Annotated in this window: 17 protein-coding genes and 1 riboswitch; all 17 genes read right to left on the bottom strand. The window is 44.8% G+C overall.

Annotated elements, in window-relative coordinates; genetic code table 11:
- Positions 1 to 102: 102 nt before the first annotated feature.
- The gene (locus tag FFM77_RS02045) at positions 103 to 900 is read right to left on the bottom strand and encodes a Cof-type HAD-IIB family hydrolase (RefSeq protein ID WP_137634085.1); all 798 of its coding nucleotides are present in this window, start codon (positions 898 to 900) and stop codon (positions 103 to 105) included.
- 139 nt (positions 901 to 1,039) lie between these two features.
- On the bottom strand, positions 1,040 to 2,308 hold the full coding sequence (locus FFM77_RS02040) for a tetratricopeptide repeat protein (protein WP_137634084.1): 1,269 nt from the start codon (positions 2,306 to 2,308) through the stop codon (positions 1,040 to 1,042).
- Between the two features lie 284 nt (positions 2,309 to 2,592).
- The gene (locus tag FFM77_RS02035) at positions 2,593 to 2,868 is read right to left on the bottom strand and encodes an HU family DNA-binding protein (protein WP_130843361.1); all 276 of its coding nucleotides are present in this window, start codon (positions 2,866 to 2,868) and stop codon (positions 2,593 to 2,595) included.
- A 246-nt stretch (positions 2,869 to 3,114) separates the two neighbouring features.
- Positions 3,115 to 4,425, bottom strand: coding sequence for a ribosome biogenesis GTPase Der (gene der, locus FFM77_RS02025; RefSeq protein WP_137634082.1), 1,311 nt, complete (start codon positions 4,423 to 4,425; stop codon positions 3,115 to 3,117).
- 82 nt (positions 4,426 to 4,507) lie between these two features.
- Positions 4,508 to 5,800: a 30S ribosomal protein S1 gene (gene rpsA, locus FFM77_RS02020; RefSeq protein ID WP_137634081.1), complete on the bottom strand. Its 1,293-nt coding sequence runs from the start codon at positions 5,798 to 5,800 to the stop codon at positions 4,508 to 4,510.
- An 89-nt stretch (positions 5,801 to 5,889) separates the two neighbouring features.
- A complete protein-coding gene (gene cmk, locus FFM77_RS02015; RefSeq protein ID WP_137634080.1) occupies positions 5,890 to 6,573 on the bottom strand; it encodes a (d)CMP kinase in 684 nt (227 codons plus the stop codon).
- A gap of 36 nt (positions 6,574 to 6,609) precedes the next feature.
- A complete protein-coding gene (locus tag FFM77_RS02010) occupies positions 6,610 to 7,254 on the bottom strand; it encodes a LysM peptidoglycan-binding domain-containing protein (protein WP_137634079.1) in 645 nt (214 codons plus the stop codon).
- 61 nt (positions 7,255 to 7,315) lie between these two features.
- Positions 7,316 to 8,755 carry a RecQ family ATP-dependent DNA helicase gene (locus tag FFM77_RS02005; RefSeq protein WP_137634078.1) on the bottom strand — a complete coding sequence of 480 codons (1,440 nt, stop codon included), beginning with the start codon at positions 8,753 to 8,755 and terminating at the stop codon, positions 7,316 to 7,318.
- Positions 8,742 to 9,782 carry a YpbB family protein gene (locus FFM77_RS02000; RefSeq protein WP_137634077.1) on the bottom strand — a complete coding sequence of 347 codons (1,041 nt, stop codon included), beginning with the start codon at positions 9,780 to 9,782 and terminating at the stop codon, positions 8,742 to 8,744. Before FFM77_RS02000 ends, FFM77_RS02005 begins: the two co-directional genes overlap by 14 nt.
- A 95-nt stretch (positions 9,783 to 9,877) precedes the next feature.
- The gene (locus FFM77_RS01995) at positions 9,878 to 10,462 is read right to left on the bottom strand and encodes an ECF transporter S component (protein WP_137634076.1); all 585 of its coding nucleotides are present in this window, start codon (positions 10,460 to 10,462) and stop codon (positions 9,878 to 9,880) included.
- 120 nt (positions 10,463 to 10,582) lie between these two features.
- Positions 10,583 to 10,703: riboswitch (FMN riboswitch) on the bottom strand.
- Between the two features lie 57 nt (positions 10,704 to 10,760).
- Complete coding sequence (locus tag FFM77_RS01990) at positions 10,761 to 11,477, bottom strand: pseudouridine synthase (RefSeq protein WP_137634075.1); 717 nt, start codon at positions 11,475 to 11,477, stop codon at positions 10,761 to 10,763.
- Positions 11,478 to 11,479: 2 nt separating this feature from the next.
- On the bottom strand, positions 11,480 to 12,088 hold the full coding sequence (scpB, locus tag FFM77_RS01985) for an SMC-Scp complex subunit ScpB (protein WP_137634074.1): 609 nt from the start codon (positions 12,086 to 12,088) through the stop codon (positions 11,480 to 11,482).
- Positions 12,078 to 12,839 (bottom strand): segregation and condensation protein A, encoded by a 762-nt coding sequence (locus tag FFM77_RS01980; protein ID WP_379893646.1) that lies wholly within the window; start codon positions 12,837 to 12,839, stop codon positions 12,078 to 12,080. The genes scpB and FFM77_RS01980 overlap by 11 nt, the downstream gene beginning before the upstream one ends.
- Positions 12,808 to 13,188 carry an N-acetyltransferase gene (locus FFM77_RS01975; RefSeq protein ID WP_137634073.1) on the bottom strand — a complete coding sequence of 127 codons (381 nt, stop codon included), beginning with the start codon at positions 13,186 to 13,188 and terminating at the stop codon, positions 12,808 to 12,810. Before FFM77_RS01975 ends, FFM77_RS01980 begins: the two co-directional genes overlap by 32 nt.
- Positions 13,189 to 13,206: 18 nt before the next feature.
- On the bottom strand, positions 13,207 to 14,097 hold the full coding sequence (gene xerD / locus FFM77_RS01970; RefSeq protein WP_137634105.1) for a site-specific tyrosine recombinase XerD: 891 nt from the start codon (positions 14,095 to 14,097) through the stop codon (positions 13,207 to 13,209).
- Between the two features lie 7 nt (positions 14,098 to 14,104).
- Positions 14,105 to 14,992 (bottom strand): CvfB family protein, encoded by an 888-nt coding sequence (locus tag FFM77_RS01965; RefSeq protein ID WP_137634072.1) that lies wholly within the window; start codon positions 14,990 to 14,992, stop codon positions 14,105 to 14,107.
- Between the two features lie 20 nt (positions 14,993 to 15,012).
- Positions 15,013 to 15,471 (bottom strand): DUF441 domain-containing protein, encoded by a 459-nt coding sequence (locus tag FFM77_RS01960; protein WP_137634071.1) that lies wholly within the window; start codon positions 15,469 to 15,471, stop codon positions 15,013 to 15,015.
- Between the last annotated feature and the right edge of the window lies 1 nt (position 15,472).

The raw sequence follows: 15,472 nt of genomic DNA, 5'->3' as shown, positions 1-15,472 counted from the left end.
CTTATCCTTTTCATTTTAGCAGACAACGAGCTAATGGTGCAGGGGTGAAGCGCTAAAAACGGCAAAAAATTGGGCTTAGCTAAATTAGCCAAGCCCAATTTTTTAAATTAACGCCTCAATTTCATGCAAGACCCCATCATGATTGTTATCCAATCGAGTCTGATAAGTCGCCATGGCTTTAACGGGCGCAATCGCATTGCGCATCGCAAAGCTATATTCTGCTTCACGCAACATCTCTAAGTCATTGCCATTATCCCCAAAAGCCGCCGTTTGACTGAAAGGAACTTGCCACCGTTGCTGCAAATAAGCCAAACCTTGAGCCTTATTCACATTAGGGTTAATGACATCTAAACCATTACCCCCACTCACAGTTGCCCGCAAACGACCTTTAAAGCGCTGATTAATGATGGCTGCTTGTTGATTGATGTCCTGGTGGGCCCAACTGAAGGTCGCCTTATAAATATGATCATCGACAGCCGTTAAATCATCCACTACGGCGATGTTGCTTAAGAAGTATCGCATCAAGTCGCTATCATCAATCGGCCGGATATAAGCTGCTTGTTTGCCAGATAACGACATGCTGGCCCCAGCTAAAGCAGGCTCCGTGCCAACAAATGCCAATAATTCAGCTAAAACTTGCGGCGTTAAAACACTTTCATGCAAGACATGTCCGTGATTATCAATCACTAAGCCGCCATTTTCGGCTACATACGTTAATTCGCCTTCAATGCCATTAAAAACATCGATACAGTGTTGGAGCTGATTCCCACTGGCAACCACGAAATGTTGCCCATTGGCATTGATTTGATCAAGTTGGGCCTGGAAACGCGCATGGTCAAAGTCATGATCATCGCGTAAAAAAGTCCCATCTAAGTCCGACGCAATTAAAGCTACTTTCAAATAAATTCCCCCTAAATCACTCATTACATCAGGAGGTCAATTACCCGTAACCCGTGCTGAGCCTTGATTTTTTAGCCATGACTAATTGCACTCACAGCCGCTTAACTTTATTTTACCAAAGTTGTAAGCATTTTCAACATCAATAGCCCTGGTCTTCAAAATCCTCAAGCATCGCCACCATTGCCCCATCATCAGGTTCAATCGCCAGGTAATTTCGTAAGGCTGCAACTGTCTCATCAACCATCCCAGCTTCACGGAAGAAGTAAATCGCGGGCTTCAAGAAGTCTTCATTATGTTCAAAGAACGGGTAAGCAGCCAAGTAATTATCGCGGGCGGCCTTGAAGTGGTCCAAATGTGCATTTGAGACTGCCAAATTCCAGTAAAATTGGGGATCAAATTCATTACTCTGCAAGTATTGATCCAATAAGGCCACGTTATCTTGATAGCGTTCTTGTTGGACTAACAAGTTGGATAATTCTAAGACCGTCGTCAAGTTTTCCGGATCGATACTCAAGCCTTCCCGTAAATACTTTTCGGCTAAATCTTGATCATCTAGCTTCAACGCAATCCGTGCCGTTTGTAAATAAAGCTGTTCATTATATTGATCCACGGCTAAGCCTTCTTGTAAGGTCATTAAGGCTTTATCCAACTGATTCAGCTTTTCTTGGGCTTCAGCTAAGTACGGGTAAATGGAAGCATACTGCGAATCTTGTTCTCGTAATTTATTAAGCACGTCAATCGCCTTACGCGGTTCGTCCAATTGGAGGTACGTAAAGCCCAGTTCGAACTGGCTATCAGGCGTGAGCTTAGCCGGCTTGATCTGTTCCAAATACCCGACCGCTTGCTCGAAATGACCCGATTCAGCATAAGATACCCCGAGCCGTTCCACCAAGTTAACTTTAGAAATCTCTAGTTGCCCTTGCTTGATCAAATCCAAATAAAACCGAATCGCTTTGCTATAGTTACGAATCAAAAAGTAAAATTCCGCTAAAGCAAACTCAACGATTGGTTCGTCCGGATCAATCCGGTACGCTTCAACCAACTTTTGCTCACTAACTTCGAATAATTCTTGCGTTTGATACAAATCAGCCTCGACCAATAAAGCCTGGACATAGGCCGGTGAATCCGGCTTAACTTGGTGCAAGTAGTCCAATGCCAAATCGGTATCGTCTTCATCAATGGCAATATCGGCTAAACTAGTCCGTAAACTATCTTCATCCGGGTACTTCGCTAATAATTTTTTATAAATCCGGGTCGCTTGTTTTAAAAAGCCGAGGCCGTATAATTCCTCAGCTAAACTATAAAGTGTGTCATCATCATCTTTGCGTAACGCCCACGCATAGTGTTTGTTCGCCGTTTCTAGCTGACCATTTGATAAGGCAGCGAGCATTTTTTCTGAATAAGTCATGGCACCCATCCTTTGTTGTGAATTGATTGGGGACTTGGGTTCAAGGCCCCGTTTTGATTGCTCTAGTTGCTGAAACGTGTTCGCACGACCTGCCCACTCCGCTTGCTACGCTAACCCACCCGACCGGAAGTTCACCGGTCAACTGAGTTAGCTAGGCAATGCTCATGGGCAACCCGGTCGTGCTCACACTCTGACAGCTCGACTAACTATCATAACGCAAACCAACACAAAAAAGCCAGCATAACGGTTGTTATGCTGGCTTAAAAGTTTACACTTTAAGGAAATTATTTAACTGCGTCCTTTAAAGCTTTCCCTGGCTTAAATGCAGGTACTTTGCTTGCAGGAATTTGGATTTCTTGACCAGTTTGTGGGTTGCGGCCCTTACGAGCGGCACGTTCACGTACTTCGAAGTTACCAAATCCAATCAGTTGAACTTTTTCGCCCTTTGCAAGGGTTTCTTGGATTGATGCAAAAACTGCATCGACTGCAGCAGTTGCGTCTTTCTTAGTTAAGTTAGTTGCCGCAGCAACGTTGTTAACTAATTCAGCTTTGTTTGCCATGTTTGATTCACCTCCCCTTTACAGAGTGAAGATGTATGTATTTAAGTACGTACATCCAGATGATCATTTTTGAGTGGTCCAAAAATGAGAGAAACGATGACAAGCATCATTTCTTGTTCAAAGATAGCATAGGAATGCTGTAATAGCAAGCTTTTTTGAGGTTTTTGCTCAAAATTTGAAATTTGAGTAATAATCGTTTACAACTTTAAATCCTTATGCTAAAATGCCGATTTCGCGCGGTTTTGCCTACTTACGCCGCCGTTCAATCATATGAATTGGCGTTCCAGTAAAATCAAAGGCATTTCGAATCTGATTTTCAAGGAAACGTTCATATGAGAAATGCATCATATCCGGGTCATTAACGAAAACCACAAAAGTCGGTGGCTGAATCGCCACTTGGGTTGCATAGTAGACCCGCAACCGCTTCCCGTTATCACTTGGTGTTGGATTCATCGCAATGGCATCCATAATGACATCATTTAAGACGGACGATTGAATCCGCCGTGAATGATTCAAGCTGACCTTTTGGATCAAGGCTGGCAATTGTCCCAAGCGTTGGCTCGTTTTAGCTGAAACGAAGATAATTGGGGCATAAGCTAGGTAGACGAACTCATCACGAACGTAAGCTTCGAACTCTTGCATCGTATGATTGTCTTTCTTAACCAAGTCCCACTTATTGACCACGATAATAATCGCTTTGCCGGCTTCATGGGCATAGCCTGCCACTCGCTTATCCTGTTCACGTACGCCTTCGTCCGCATTAATGACAAACAACGCCACATCACTATTATCAATCGCCTTTAACGCCCGCATCACACTGTAACGTTCCGTGTTTTCGTAGACTTTACCCTTTTTACGGATACCAGCCGTATCAACCATCACGAAGCGATTACCTGCTTCATCGGTAAACTTCGTGTCAATCGCGTCACGGGTCGTCCCAGCGACATCTGACACAATGACCCGATCTTCACCTAATAAGGCATTCACGATCGATGACTTCCCAACATTGGGGCGGCCAATCAAGCTAAAGCGAATCGTCCCTGGTTCATCTTCACCCGTTGAATCGGGAAAGTTCTTCACCACGGCATCCAATAAATCACCCAAGCCTAAGCCATGGGCCCCTGAAATCGGGTATGGATCGCCAAAACCTAAGGAATAGAAGTCATAAACTTCACTCCGCATTTCTGGATTATCCACTTTATTAACTGCTAAAACAACCGGCTTATCTGACCGATATAAAATCTGCGCCACGTGTTCATCGGCATCGGTCACGCCTTCTTTAACACTGACAAGATAAATGATCACATCGGCTTCATCAATGGCGATTTCCGCCTGTTCCGTAATTTGTTTAATAAATGGGGCATCATCAATATCGATCCCACCAGTATCAATCATACTGAACTTTTGACCAAGCCATTCACTATTCGCATAAATCCGATCGCGAGTTACCCCAGGGGTATCTTCGACGATGGAAATCCGATCACCGGCAATCCGATTAAAAATCGTGGATTTACCGACGTTTGGCCGCCCAACAATGGCGACAACTGGTTTTGGCATTAAAATTCCTCCCTTGCACTAAAAATCATAAAAAAATATCCTTCAAGACAAGCTTGAAGGGTATTTTTTAACTTAACGACAATTATTTTTCATCATTGTTGTTTTCGGCATTCTTCAATTCGTCACCGATCAAATCACCTAATGTGAAACCAGTTGATTCTTCTGGGGCATTAGCCGTTGAACGTTCGCTTGCGGAACGGTTTGAACGGTTGTTGCGACGGTTATTGTTACCGCCACGATTGTTGTTACCGCGGTTTTCATTTTCGCCTTCAGATGCTTGTGGCTTTTCTTCCAAAGCCTTGATTGATAATGCCAAGCGTTTTTCGTCTGGACGAACATCTAAGACCTTAACCTTGATTTCTTGACCAACACTCAAAACATCGTTAGGTGTTGCAATGTGTTGATGTGAGATTTGAGAAATATGAACTAAACCTTCAACACCAGGGAACACTTCAACGAAGGCCCCAAAGCTAGTCAAACGTTTAACTTTCCCATCAAGAACAGCGCCTTGAGGGGCTTTTTCTTCAATCCCGTCCCAAGGTTCTGGTAAGGTTGCTTTGATTGATAATGAAACCCGTTCGCGATCAACGTCAACAGATAAGATCTTAACCTTAACTTCTTGACCAACCTTCAAGACATCAGCAGGCTTTTCAACACGTTCGAATGAAATTTCGGAAACGTGAACTAACCCATCAATACCACCAAGATCAACAAAGGCACCAAAGTTCGTCAAACGCGCAACTTTACCAGTGACAACTTCGCCAGCTTGTAAGGTTTGTAAGGCTTCGGCACGTTGTGCTTCGCGTTGCTTTTCAACAACGGCACGATGTGACAAGATCAAACGGTTTTCGCTAGGTTCGATTTCAATAATCTTAAGTTCAAGTTCTTGACCCTTGTAAGCGTTCAAGTCTTCAACGTAATGATCATCAATCATAGAGGCTGGGATAAAGCCACGAACACCGGCATCAACCACTAAGCCACCTTTAACTACTTGCGTTACAGGTGCTTTGATCGTATGACCTGCTTCGTATTCTTTTTCAACATCGTCCCAAACTTTGCGAGCTTCTAACCGACGATGTGACAGTAAGTAACTGCCGTTTTCTTTATCGGTACCAATCCGAGAAATAACGACCAAGTCTAAGACGTCGCCAACTTTAGCGACTTCGTTGACATCTTCAACCCGTTGTGTTGAGAGTTCCTTCAAAGGAACGACCCCTTCAACCCCGGTACCTTGGATCCCAACGATAACTTGCTTGTCATCGTCAATAGCTAAGACTTCACCCTTAACTACATCACCGATGTTCACTTCTTCGACACTATTTAAAGCGTCTAAAAGTTCGTTCTTCTCATTTTGACTGTTTTCATTTTCACTCATGCAAATTTCCTCCTGTCAACAATAACTCTAACCTATATCATAGCTGAAAACGCAATGAAAAGCTAGCTAAAAGCATTAACTAATGCAATTTAGATTGTTGAACTTTGTTTTTTTATAATATTGGCAATGGTTTCAACTACTTGATCGATCGACATCGGAGTCGTATCAACCAAGACCGCATCAGTTGCCTGCGTCAGCGGTGATACTTTACGAGTTGAATCTTTATGATCCCGTAATTCAATTTCAGCCTGCAATTGGGCTAAGGGTGTGTCGATACCCTTTTGGATATTTTCCGCATACCGGCGTTTGGCCCGTTCAGCGGCGGAAGCCACCAAGAAAATCTTAACTTCAGCATTGGGTAAGACCGTTGACCCAATATCGCGGCCATCCATCACAATCCCACCAGCCGCCGCAATCCGACGTTGCTGTTCAGTTAAAATCTCACGAACTTTTGGTAAGGCGGCAATCGTTGACACATTATTCGTGACATCTGGTTGCCGAATTGCCATGGTAATCTCCTGATCGTTGGCAAAGACCAACTGATCAGGTTCTCCCGGCTTGAAGCTAATCGTTAATGTTTGCATTAACGTGGCGACCGCGGCTTCATCCGTTAAAGATACCTGGTGCTGCATCGCCCAATAAGTTACGGCTCGATACATGGCACCAGTATCCACATAGATATAGCCAAATTGTTTAGCAACTAATTTGGCAACGGTACTCTTACCAGCTGAAGCTGGGCCATCAATGGCAACTTGTAATGCTTGTTTAGCCATTTAACAATACCCCTCACAATTTAAAAATCGTGTTTTTTAACGGACACGTAACCGTTGACCAGCCGAAATGGTCGAACCGGACGACAACCCATTAAGTTCTAATAACTTATCAACTGAAATACCAGCATTGGTTGCGACCCGATAAACCCCTTGACCAGCTTCAACCGTTACATACTTACTACCAGTGGCTGATGAACTGCTGCTTTTTTGCGAACTACTGCTACTGCTAGCCGTACTCGCGGAACTGCTGCTTTCATCAGTGGTACTAGTACTACTACTGGTTGAGTTAGCCTTGGATTTGGAACTGGCAACTGCTAAGCTACTTTTCTTTTTAGCGGCTGCTTTTTTCTTAGCGGCTGCCACCGACTGGCTTTTTTTGGCAGCGGCCTTTGAAGAGGCTTTGGCGACGGTCGAACTAGACGCTTTTTTACTGGAACTAGCGACCTGCTCCGTCTGTTGCGGATTATTGAGCGAATTTTTGCGCACCAAGAAATAGCCAATGGGCGCTAGGGCGAGCAACAAAATTAAAACCACTAAGACGGTGGTTAACGTTGAATTGCTACTATCTTGCTTACGTTTTTGAGTTCGCGACAAATTGCCCGAATCATCCCGATCGTCTTCAAAAGTTTTGTCCCAAGGTTTTTTATCTTGAGACTGCTTATCATCATTTTTTTGACTCATAGGGTGTTCCTCCTCAAAAAACTTTCATCAAATATTGTAACATAACGCCTAATCAATTTCTTTAAGAATTTTGTAAAAACAGTTGATCCAACACCGTTGACCATGGTGTAACCGTTGCCGTGACCGTCCTAGCCGTTGCTTGTAAACCTAGTGCCGTAACTGGCAGCCCGGTTCCTGCCAATTGACAACAAGTGGCCGTATGTTCTGGTGCCGGTTCATCAAAATAAGCTAACATTGCGGCTCGGCGACAAGTCGTCGTCTGAACATAAGCCATCAGCTGACTGAGCTCGGTTGCTTTAGCCCGCTGTCGCTGATTAAAGCGCGTGACCACCGCGTCGACGGCATATTGGTGCTCCCAGTAAAACTGCAGGACTTGGGCTAAATCATCGACCGGCTTTTGATGATGCTGAAACCGTTGATAATCTAACTGAATCTCATTAGCACTAGCCGCGGTTAAATCGTTTAGATTACGAACCAATTGTTCATCTCCCGGCGCATAGAGTAACACGGCTAAAGATTGCTGATCATCCCGACCGGCCCGACCAATTTCTTGGACATAATCGGCTAACGTGGTCGGTAAATGATAATGGACAACTAACCGAATATCAGCCTTATTGATTCCCATCCCAAAAGCTGACGTGGCACAGATCACATCCAATTGATCGGCCATAAACTGCTGCTGAATCTTAAAACGCGACTCACCTGATAGACCCGCATGGTACGCCGCTACCCGTAAGCCGGTGGTCTCACGCAACCAATCGGCAATCAAGTCCGTCTGTTTTTTAGAACTAAAATAAATAATTGCTGGCGTAGCAGTTGACGTCACGAGTTGTTGCAAACGTGCCCGCTTGTCAGCTTCATCATTGACTGTTTCCACGGCTAGATAAATATTGGGCCGATTAACCGAATAAACGACTTCCTTAGCTTGTGGCACCTGCATTTGCGTCAGAATATCTTGGCGAACGGCTTGAGTCGCCGTCGCGGTTAACATCAAGGTTAATGGCTGACCTAATTGTTGCTTCAGAGCCCCCAAGCCAAGATAGTCCGGGCGAAAGTCGGGACCCCAAGTCGAAATGCAATGCGCTTCATCCACCACGAACAAAGCCAGCTGAACAGCTTGTAACGCTGACAAAACTAAGGATTGCTTCAACATTTCTGGCGAAACAAATAAATAGTTCAGACTAGCTAACTGATTTAAAACCGTTTGACGGGTCTTAAAGTCTACTTGTGAGGTCAAAGCCGCCACGCGTTTTTCGCCTTGATAATTTAGCCGGGCAACCTGATCTTGCATCAGTGAAATTAATGGCGATACAACCACGACTAAGCCTGGTAAGACGTTCCCAACAAATTGATAGATTAATGATTTACCCGTCCCAGTCGGCAATACGGCTAGGACATCTTGACCAGCCAGCAGATCACTGATGACGTCATATTGCCCTGGCCGAAAGTCATCAAAGCCGTATTTTTGTTTTAGAAGTTGATAAATTTCAGTCTGCTGCACGTTGACACCTCATTATCTGATAAAGTCGGAAATAAAAGAAATCTAAGTCGGGTGCAACTGCTTGAACTTGTTCGAAGCGCCATTGTGTAAGGCTCGGCGTTTGCGCATAAGTTTCAGCTAATAACTGACGCGTTTCCGGTTGTAACAACTGTTCAAACGGAAACGATGGGGTCAGGATTGCAGCTTCTAATAGATGTTCACGCACCGTACTCATTTTCAAGCGCCGCCGCGTGGCAATCTGTGCCAAGCTCGCACCCTGCTGAAAGTCTTGATAAGTTTGCCAAGCACTGACACTAACTGGATTAGCTTTAACTAGCGGCTGCAATAAAGCAGCTAACGGTCCCGTTGGCTGTTGGCGTAACCACGCGATCCAACGACAATTTAAATCCTTGCGCATCACTAAAATCTCCACCGGCGTCCGTTGAAACAATTGGGCTAGTTGTTGATCCGTTTGACCCGGAAAGTCAAACCCAGTTAAGCTGTTGGCAAAGACATCGGCTAATGGGCTAGGCAACGTCGTCAAAAAGCCCGTTAATTCCGCCACGACTTGCGACACTAGTTGTGGTGAGTGCCAGCGTCGGAACCACAACTTAACCGTGGCTTGCATCCCTTGATCAGTGGTTACGGGATAATAACGATTCGTTTGATGGCTAAACTCTGACACCACTTGCAATGCCAGTTGATTTAAAACATTAAAACGGCGTACATCCACTTCCTGAAATTGAGCCCAAGCGACCGGCTGATATAACTGCTGTGTTAATTTTTTTTGCTGGTCAACGCCCGCGGGAGTCACTTGTAAATAACCGGGCGCTGGGATCTGTAACCAACCCGCCTGCACCAACTCATTGGCCGCGGCTTCAAACTTACTGAGCGGCACGCCATGCCAACTATCGAGCCAAGCCAGTCGATCCGCCGTCAGCCCGGCAAACAATGTCGAAACGGTCCGGCGTCCCCGACAAACATTGAACAACGCCTTGGCCCGGCGCGGTGCCGTCGTAAATAATAGTAAAACGTAGTCGGCAAACATGCTGGTCACCATCCTTTCAAAAAAATATCGTGCTTTCAGCATAGCATAAAAAAGCGTTAACGCCAGTGACGTTAACGCTCCAAATTGTCGTTTTTTTAAACGCGGCTCATCAATTGATTTTGATTGCCTAACCATTTCGCCAAGCGGTTATAGACTAACCAAAAGACATTACCGACTAACAATCCCTTAATCAGATTGAACGGTACCACGGCAATTAAAACCAAAGTATTCAAAGAAAAACTCAGCTTCATCCCCATGACCTGCATGTAGAACGGCAACACAAAAGTTAAATTAGCTAACGACTCGATCACAACTAACCCAACGGTCGCTAAGCCAATCGCAATTGGCATCCGCCACTTTTGATCACCATGGTAATACCGTAAAACTAAAGCAAACGCAATAATCAAAATGGCAGAACCCATGAAACTAGCTAGCGAGCCAATCAAGTCTGGAATCGCAAAGCCCATAGTGGCGGAATGTAAGACCAATTTAACTAACGTGATGGCAAACGCGCCACCCATTCCGTACAAGAATAGCCCAATTAAAATCGGAATATCCGAAAAATCAATCTTCATCCATGACGCAATCGGAATGATTGGGAATTCTAGTAACATGACAATATATGCACACGCGCCGAGCAAGGCAATGCCCACTAGTCGGCGTAACGTTGTTTGTTGCATAACGCACCCTCCTATGGGTCATCTTCAATGAACCGCATTGTCATAAGCATCAAAAAAGCTCGCACCGAAAACGTTTTCACGATATCAGGGCGAGTTATTTGCAAGTTTATGTCAAATAAGCTCGATCTTCTTTATACCAGACTTTAACTGTCGGCTTTGGAATTACACCAAATCACTATAGACTCATAGGTCGTGGGCTTTAACCACCGGTCGGGAATCACACCCTGCCCTGAAGATGAACCAATATAAAATTTTTTAACAACTACAGTTTAACCAATTTCAACCAATAATGCAAGCGCTATCTTTCACCTTTTAATTTACTGATTTCAATTGGCTTTAATTTACGATACTCCCCAGGCTGCAAACTTTGCAAGTCTAAGATACCGTAACGTTCCCGTTTTAGCTTGGTAACGGGATGTCCCACGGCGGCCAACATATGTTTGACTTGATGGTTATGGCCTTCATGAATCGTTAATTGGACCAACGCATTGTTTTTCTTTTGGTCACTATCTAACAAGTTAGATTTAGCTGGTGCCGTTTTGCGACCATCGATTTCGACGCCTAATCGCAATTGCTTTAAATCAGCATTCGTGGGCACGCCTTCGACCTTAGCCAAGTAAGTCTTCTTCACTTCATACTTCGGATGGGTCAACCGATTGGCCAAAGCACCATCATTCGTCATGATCAAAAGCCCTGACGTGTCATAATCTAGCCGACCGACCGGATAGATGCGTTCTGGCACATCTTTAAAGAAGTCCATCACCGTCTTACGGCCCTTTTCATCATGAACCGTAGTGACGACCCCTCGTGGCTTATAAAATAAATAATACACGGGTTTTTCTGCCAATAGTGGGACCCCGTCAACTTCAACGTGATCGGTTGGGTCAACTTTAACACCCAGAGTCGTCACTGCTTTGCCGTTTACCCGAACGTGTCCAGATGTAATCAAGACTTCTGACTTTCGCCGTGATGCAATCCCGGCTTCAGCCATCACCTTTTGTAATCGTTCTGCCATTATTATTCCTCGCTCTCTTGGTGGTCCATTCCCGCTAGTTTATCCTGAAAGGCTGTTAAAAATAAATCAGTCTCTGGCGCGGGATGTTCCGTATCGGTTAATGCTGCCAAATCAATCGCTGGTAAGTCATCTAACGACTTTAAGCCAAAGTAGTCCAAAAACAGTTCCGTCGTGCCATATAGAATGGGGCGACCAGGTTCGCTTAAACGACCGGTCTCCGTCACTAATTGACGTAATACGAGCTTTTGAATCGTCGACCCACTTTGAACCCCACGGATCTCATCGATCTCAATGCGAGTCAGTGGTTGGCGATAGGCAATGATTGCCAAAACTTCTAACGATGCTTGCGATAAACTTGTTGATAAAGGGGCTTCAAAATATTTCTTTAAAATACCCGCAACGTCTGACTTAGTCGCCAACCGGTACGTATTAGCCGTTGACAAAATCATCAACGCACTGTCCGCATCCTGTGCATATTTTGCGGCTAACTCCGTTAACAGGGTATTAATTGCTGGTTTCGCAAACCCGGTTGCATGTTCAATCTCTGCCACCGTAATTCCTTCATCGCCTGCTACAAAGAGCAAGCCTTCAATCTGTTCACTATTTGTCATCTTGTTCATCCTGTCGTAAATATAACTGAATCGGTCCCATGACGGTTGCTTGCACGAGGGTGACCCGGGCTTGTTTCGTTAATTCTAGCACGGCCATAAAGGTGGTGACCAGCATCTCGTCGCTTGCATCGGCCGTAAATAGCGCCGTAAAATCCGTCTCATGGGGATGTTGCGTTAATTGGGTCGTAATTTGCTGCATTCGGTCTTCAATATTAATTGGATCAGCCGTGACCGTGCGCGTCAATGGGCGGGCTCGGCGACGCTTAGCGACCAATTGACGAAAGGCTGCTTGCAAGTCAGCGACCGTAATGCCTGCCGTTAACGTCGGTGTCGCGACATCTGCGGGTACTAGCATTGCCCCGCGCGTAAAATGCTGATGCCGGGCTTGCTCTTTGACTCGTAGTTCCCCCGCAGCTTCTTGATAGACTTTATAAGCCAACAATTCAGCAACTAACGAATCCCGTGGATCTTCAGCGTCACTGTCGTCTTCTTCAGGATCCGGTATAGTTTGTGGCAACAAATAACGACTCTTAATCGTCATCAAAGTTGCCGCCATCACTAGGTAATCGCCGGCGATATCTAATTGCAACGCTTGCATCGAATGTAAATAGTCTAAATACTGCTGCGTAATATCGGCAATCGGAATATCATAGATATCCATCTTGTTTTGCCGAATCAAATGCAGTAATAAATCTAGCGGCCCTTCAAATTCTGAAATTTTAATTGTGATCGGTTGTTTGTTGTTTGTCACGATTGCGCTCCCATTCACCAATAATTGGGGCCATCTCTAAAGTGCCCATCACGCGTTTATCTGGAAATAATGCGGCCAATTCATCCAGCATCTGGCGTTGATTGGCCGGATTGCGTTCTTCTGGTGACAATGAATCGTGATGGACCAAGACGAAGTCGGAACCGACTTCAATCCCAATCACCCCACTAAAATCACCGTCAGGCCGGCGCCACAAAAACAACTGATGATTGCTAGTTGCTTGATACCACTGCATCTCAGTCTGTAAATGGGCGAGATCCTTAAAGTCCGGAATAAACGACAGTAAACCCATAGCCACTTTCTCATAATCTTTTCGATATTTAACGAGCATCCGCAACCTCCTGTCTAACTAAGCCCGGGGATGATACTTATTATAAACTTCCGCCAAACGTTTCTTCGTAATATGCGTATAAATCTGGGTCGTTGAAATATCGGCGTGACCCAGTAATTCTTGAACCACTCGCAGATCGGCCCCATTTTCTAAGATATGAGTTGCGAACGAATGCCGCAACGTATGCGGTGTCACATTTTTCTCAATCCCAGCTGCTTTAACTAACGCTTTTAAGTTTTTCCAAACACCTTGACGCGTTAATTGTCCACCGTGATTATTCAAGAAGATATACGGGTTGCGCCGTTTGGGAGTCGCTAATTTTGGTCGTGCGGTCTTCAAATAACGCTCGACAAAATCAATCGCCACATCACCAATCGGAATGATCCGTTCCTTATCGCCTTTACCAATCGTTTGAATCAAACCTAAATCTAGATGTAAATCAGCCATTTTCAGATTAATCGTTTCACTAACCCGCAAACCAGTCGCATACATCACTTCAAGTAACGCCCGGTCACGCAAGCCCAACGGTGTATCCAGTCGCGGTACCGCCAATAAACGTTCCACTTCATGGGCCGACAAGACTTGCGGTAAATGTTGCGCCCGCTTGGGGGTATCAATCTTTAGCATCGGATCACTATCGATCTGATGTTGTTGCGCTAAATACTGAAAAAACTTTCGTAAACTCGATACCGTATGAATAATCGTATTACGTGACTTGCCAGCTTCATCTAACACTTGTAAGTAGTTCAAAACCACATAGCGGTCGACCATTTTAAACGTGGTTAACTTTTGCGTCATCAAGTACTGGCAGAATTCAGTTAAATCCTGCTGATAACTTTTGATGCTATTCGTCACTAGTCCCCGCTCAACACGCAAAAAATGCAGGTAATCAGCAAGCTGGTCCTGCATCATTTGATTAATCCTCGGCTTGGTCATCGTCAACCTCAATCAACTTGATTTCGCCTGGTTGTTGGCTAATGATGCGTTGTTTCAATAAGTTACCAACTGCCCGTTTAAATTGCGATTTACTAATCCCAAAGTAATTGCGAATATCTTCCGGATCACTTTTATCCCAGAATGGTAACGTATGGTCAGCTTGATGTTGTAATGACGCCAATAACATCTGCGCATCGTCACCAATTTCTTCGTAACCACGTGGCTTTAATGACAAGTTCAATTCACCATCGCGTAAATGACCAATCACCCGGGCTTTGACGTGCTGGCCTAACCGTGGTTCTTGTTCCCGTTCAGATGGATGAACGAAGCCTAAATGGCCATCATCAGTAATCACGGATGTCCCGGCCATCTTTAACCGAAAGACAGTTGCCATCGTATCCGCATTTTTAACTTGATTTTGATCATATGGGGTAGCGATTTCTGCAAAATAAGTGGCATCGGCTAACGTTGCCCAAAGCCGTTGCTTGTTATCGCGCGCAAGCTTAACCAATAAGCGGTCATCCTTCTTAGGCCACAACCGGCTGATAGTTGGCAATTCATCAAGTGATACGACTAAATCCTTGTTAGGTAAGCCAACGTCAACGAACACGCCTAAATCATGCCGGGTCCGGACAACCGTTCCCCAAACGTAATGATCAAACGAGATTTCAGGAACAAATCGCGTTAATTGTTGATGATGATCTTCATTTTCATAAACAAAGCCTTCATACATCCCACCAATATGTAAGGGCTTCTCAGGTTCTTGCTTATCAACCCACAACGTTTCACCGTTGACCTGTACAAAATACGCGTCATCATTTTCATCCGTTACTTTCGCTGTAACGACAGTTCCCATAATACTTTCCATTAATTAATTGCTCCTTAATTTCATTGCAAACTTAAATGCAAAACTTGAATTAGACAATAAGTAATTCCAGCCGCAATAATCGGTCCAGCGGCAATTCCTTTGAATAGGACCACACCCATAATCGTCCCAAAGACGAGGGCCACGGTAATCTCCGGTGTGGCCGATAGCAACCCAACACCATGAAAGGACAGAATTGAGACTAAAACACCACACGCCACGGCAATCCAGCCAACTGGCGACTTAAACGCATGCCACAAGTCCCGAAAACCGATTTGGCCAGTTGCAATTGGAATCAAAATGGCCACGGTAATCACCGTGACGCCCCAATTGATCCCTTTTTGACCAATGGTAGTTAAGAGTTTACTCGTGTTAGGAATTAATTTGATCACTAACACAATTAGCGTAGCAATTTGGAGTGACTGGTTCTTACCGAGCCAGGCGACCACCAAAATTGCCAATAAAAATAGCCAACTTTCCATA

It is taken from the genome of Lactiplantibacillus songbeiensis (assembly GCF_005405125.1).
Taxonomy (GTDB): Bacteria; Bacillota; Bacilli; order Lactobacillales; family Lactobacillaceae; genus Lactiplantibacillus; species Lactiplantibacillus songbeiensis.
This window is presented reverse-complemented; position numbering and strand designations above follow the sequence as displayed.

Coding starts and splice junctions, on each gene's coding strand:
- FFM77_RS02040 (WP_137634084.1), bottom strand. CDS start 2,308: ATGACTTATTCAGAAAAAATGCTCGCTGCCTTATCAAATGGTCAGCTA.
- FFM77_RS02035 (WP_130843361.1), bottom strand. CDS start 2,868: ATGGCAAACAAAGCTGAATTAGTTAACAACGTTGCTGCGGCAACTAAC.
- der (WP_137634082.1), bottom strand. CDS start 4,425: ATGCCAAAACCAGTTGTCGCCATTGTTGGGCGGCCAAACGTCGGTAAA.
- rpsA (WP_137634081.1), bottom strand. CDS start 5,800: ATGAGTGAAAATGAAAACAGTCAAAATGAGAAGAACGAACTTTTAGAC.
- cmk (WP_137634080.1), bottom strand. CDS start 6,573: ATGGCTAAACAAGCATTACAAGTTGCCATTGATGGCCCAGCTTCAGCT.
- FFM77_RS02010 (WP_137634079.1), bottom strand. CDS start 7,254: ATGAGTCAAAAAAATGATGATAAGCAGTCTCAAGATAAAAAACCTTGG.
- FFM77_RS02000 (WP_137634077.1), bottom strand. CDS start 9,782: ATGTTTGCCGACTACGTTTTACTATTATTTACGACGGCACCGCGCCGG.
- FFM77_RS01995 (WP_137634076.1), bottom strand. CDS start 10,462: ATGCAACAAACAACGTTACGCCGACTAGTGGGCATTGCCTTGCTCGGC.
- FFM77_RS01990 (WP_137634075.1), bottom strand. CDS start 11,477: ATGGCAGAACGATTACAAAAGGTGATGGCTGAAGCCGGGATTGCATCA.
- scpB (WP_137634074.1), bottom strand. CDS start 12,088: ATGACAAATAGTGAACAGATTGAAGGCTTGCTCTTTGTAGCAGGCGAT.
- FFM77_RS01975 (WP_137634073.1), bottom strand. CDS start 13,188: ATGCTCGTTAAATATCGAAAAGATTATGAGAAAGTGGCTATGGGTTTA.
- xerD (WP_137634105.1), bottom strand. CDS start 14,097: ATGCAGGACCAGCTTGCTGATTACCTGCATTTTTTGCGTGTTGAGCGG.
- FFM77_RS01965 (WP_137634072.1), bottom strand. CDS start 14,992: ATGGAAAGTATTATGGGAACTGTCGTTACAGCGAAAGTAACGGATGAA.
- FFM77_RS01960 (WP_137634071.1), bottom strand. CDS start 15,471: ATGGAAAGTTGGCTATTTTTATTGGCAATTTTGGTGGTCGCCTGGCTC.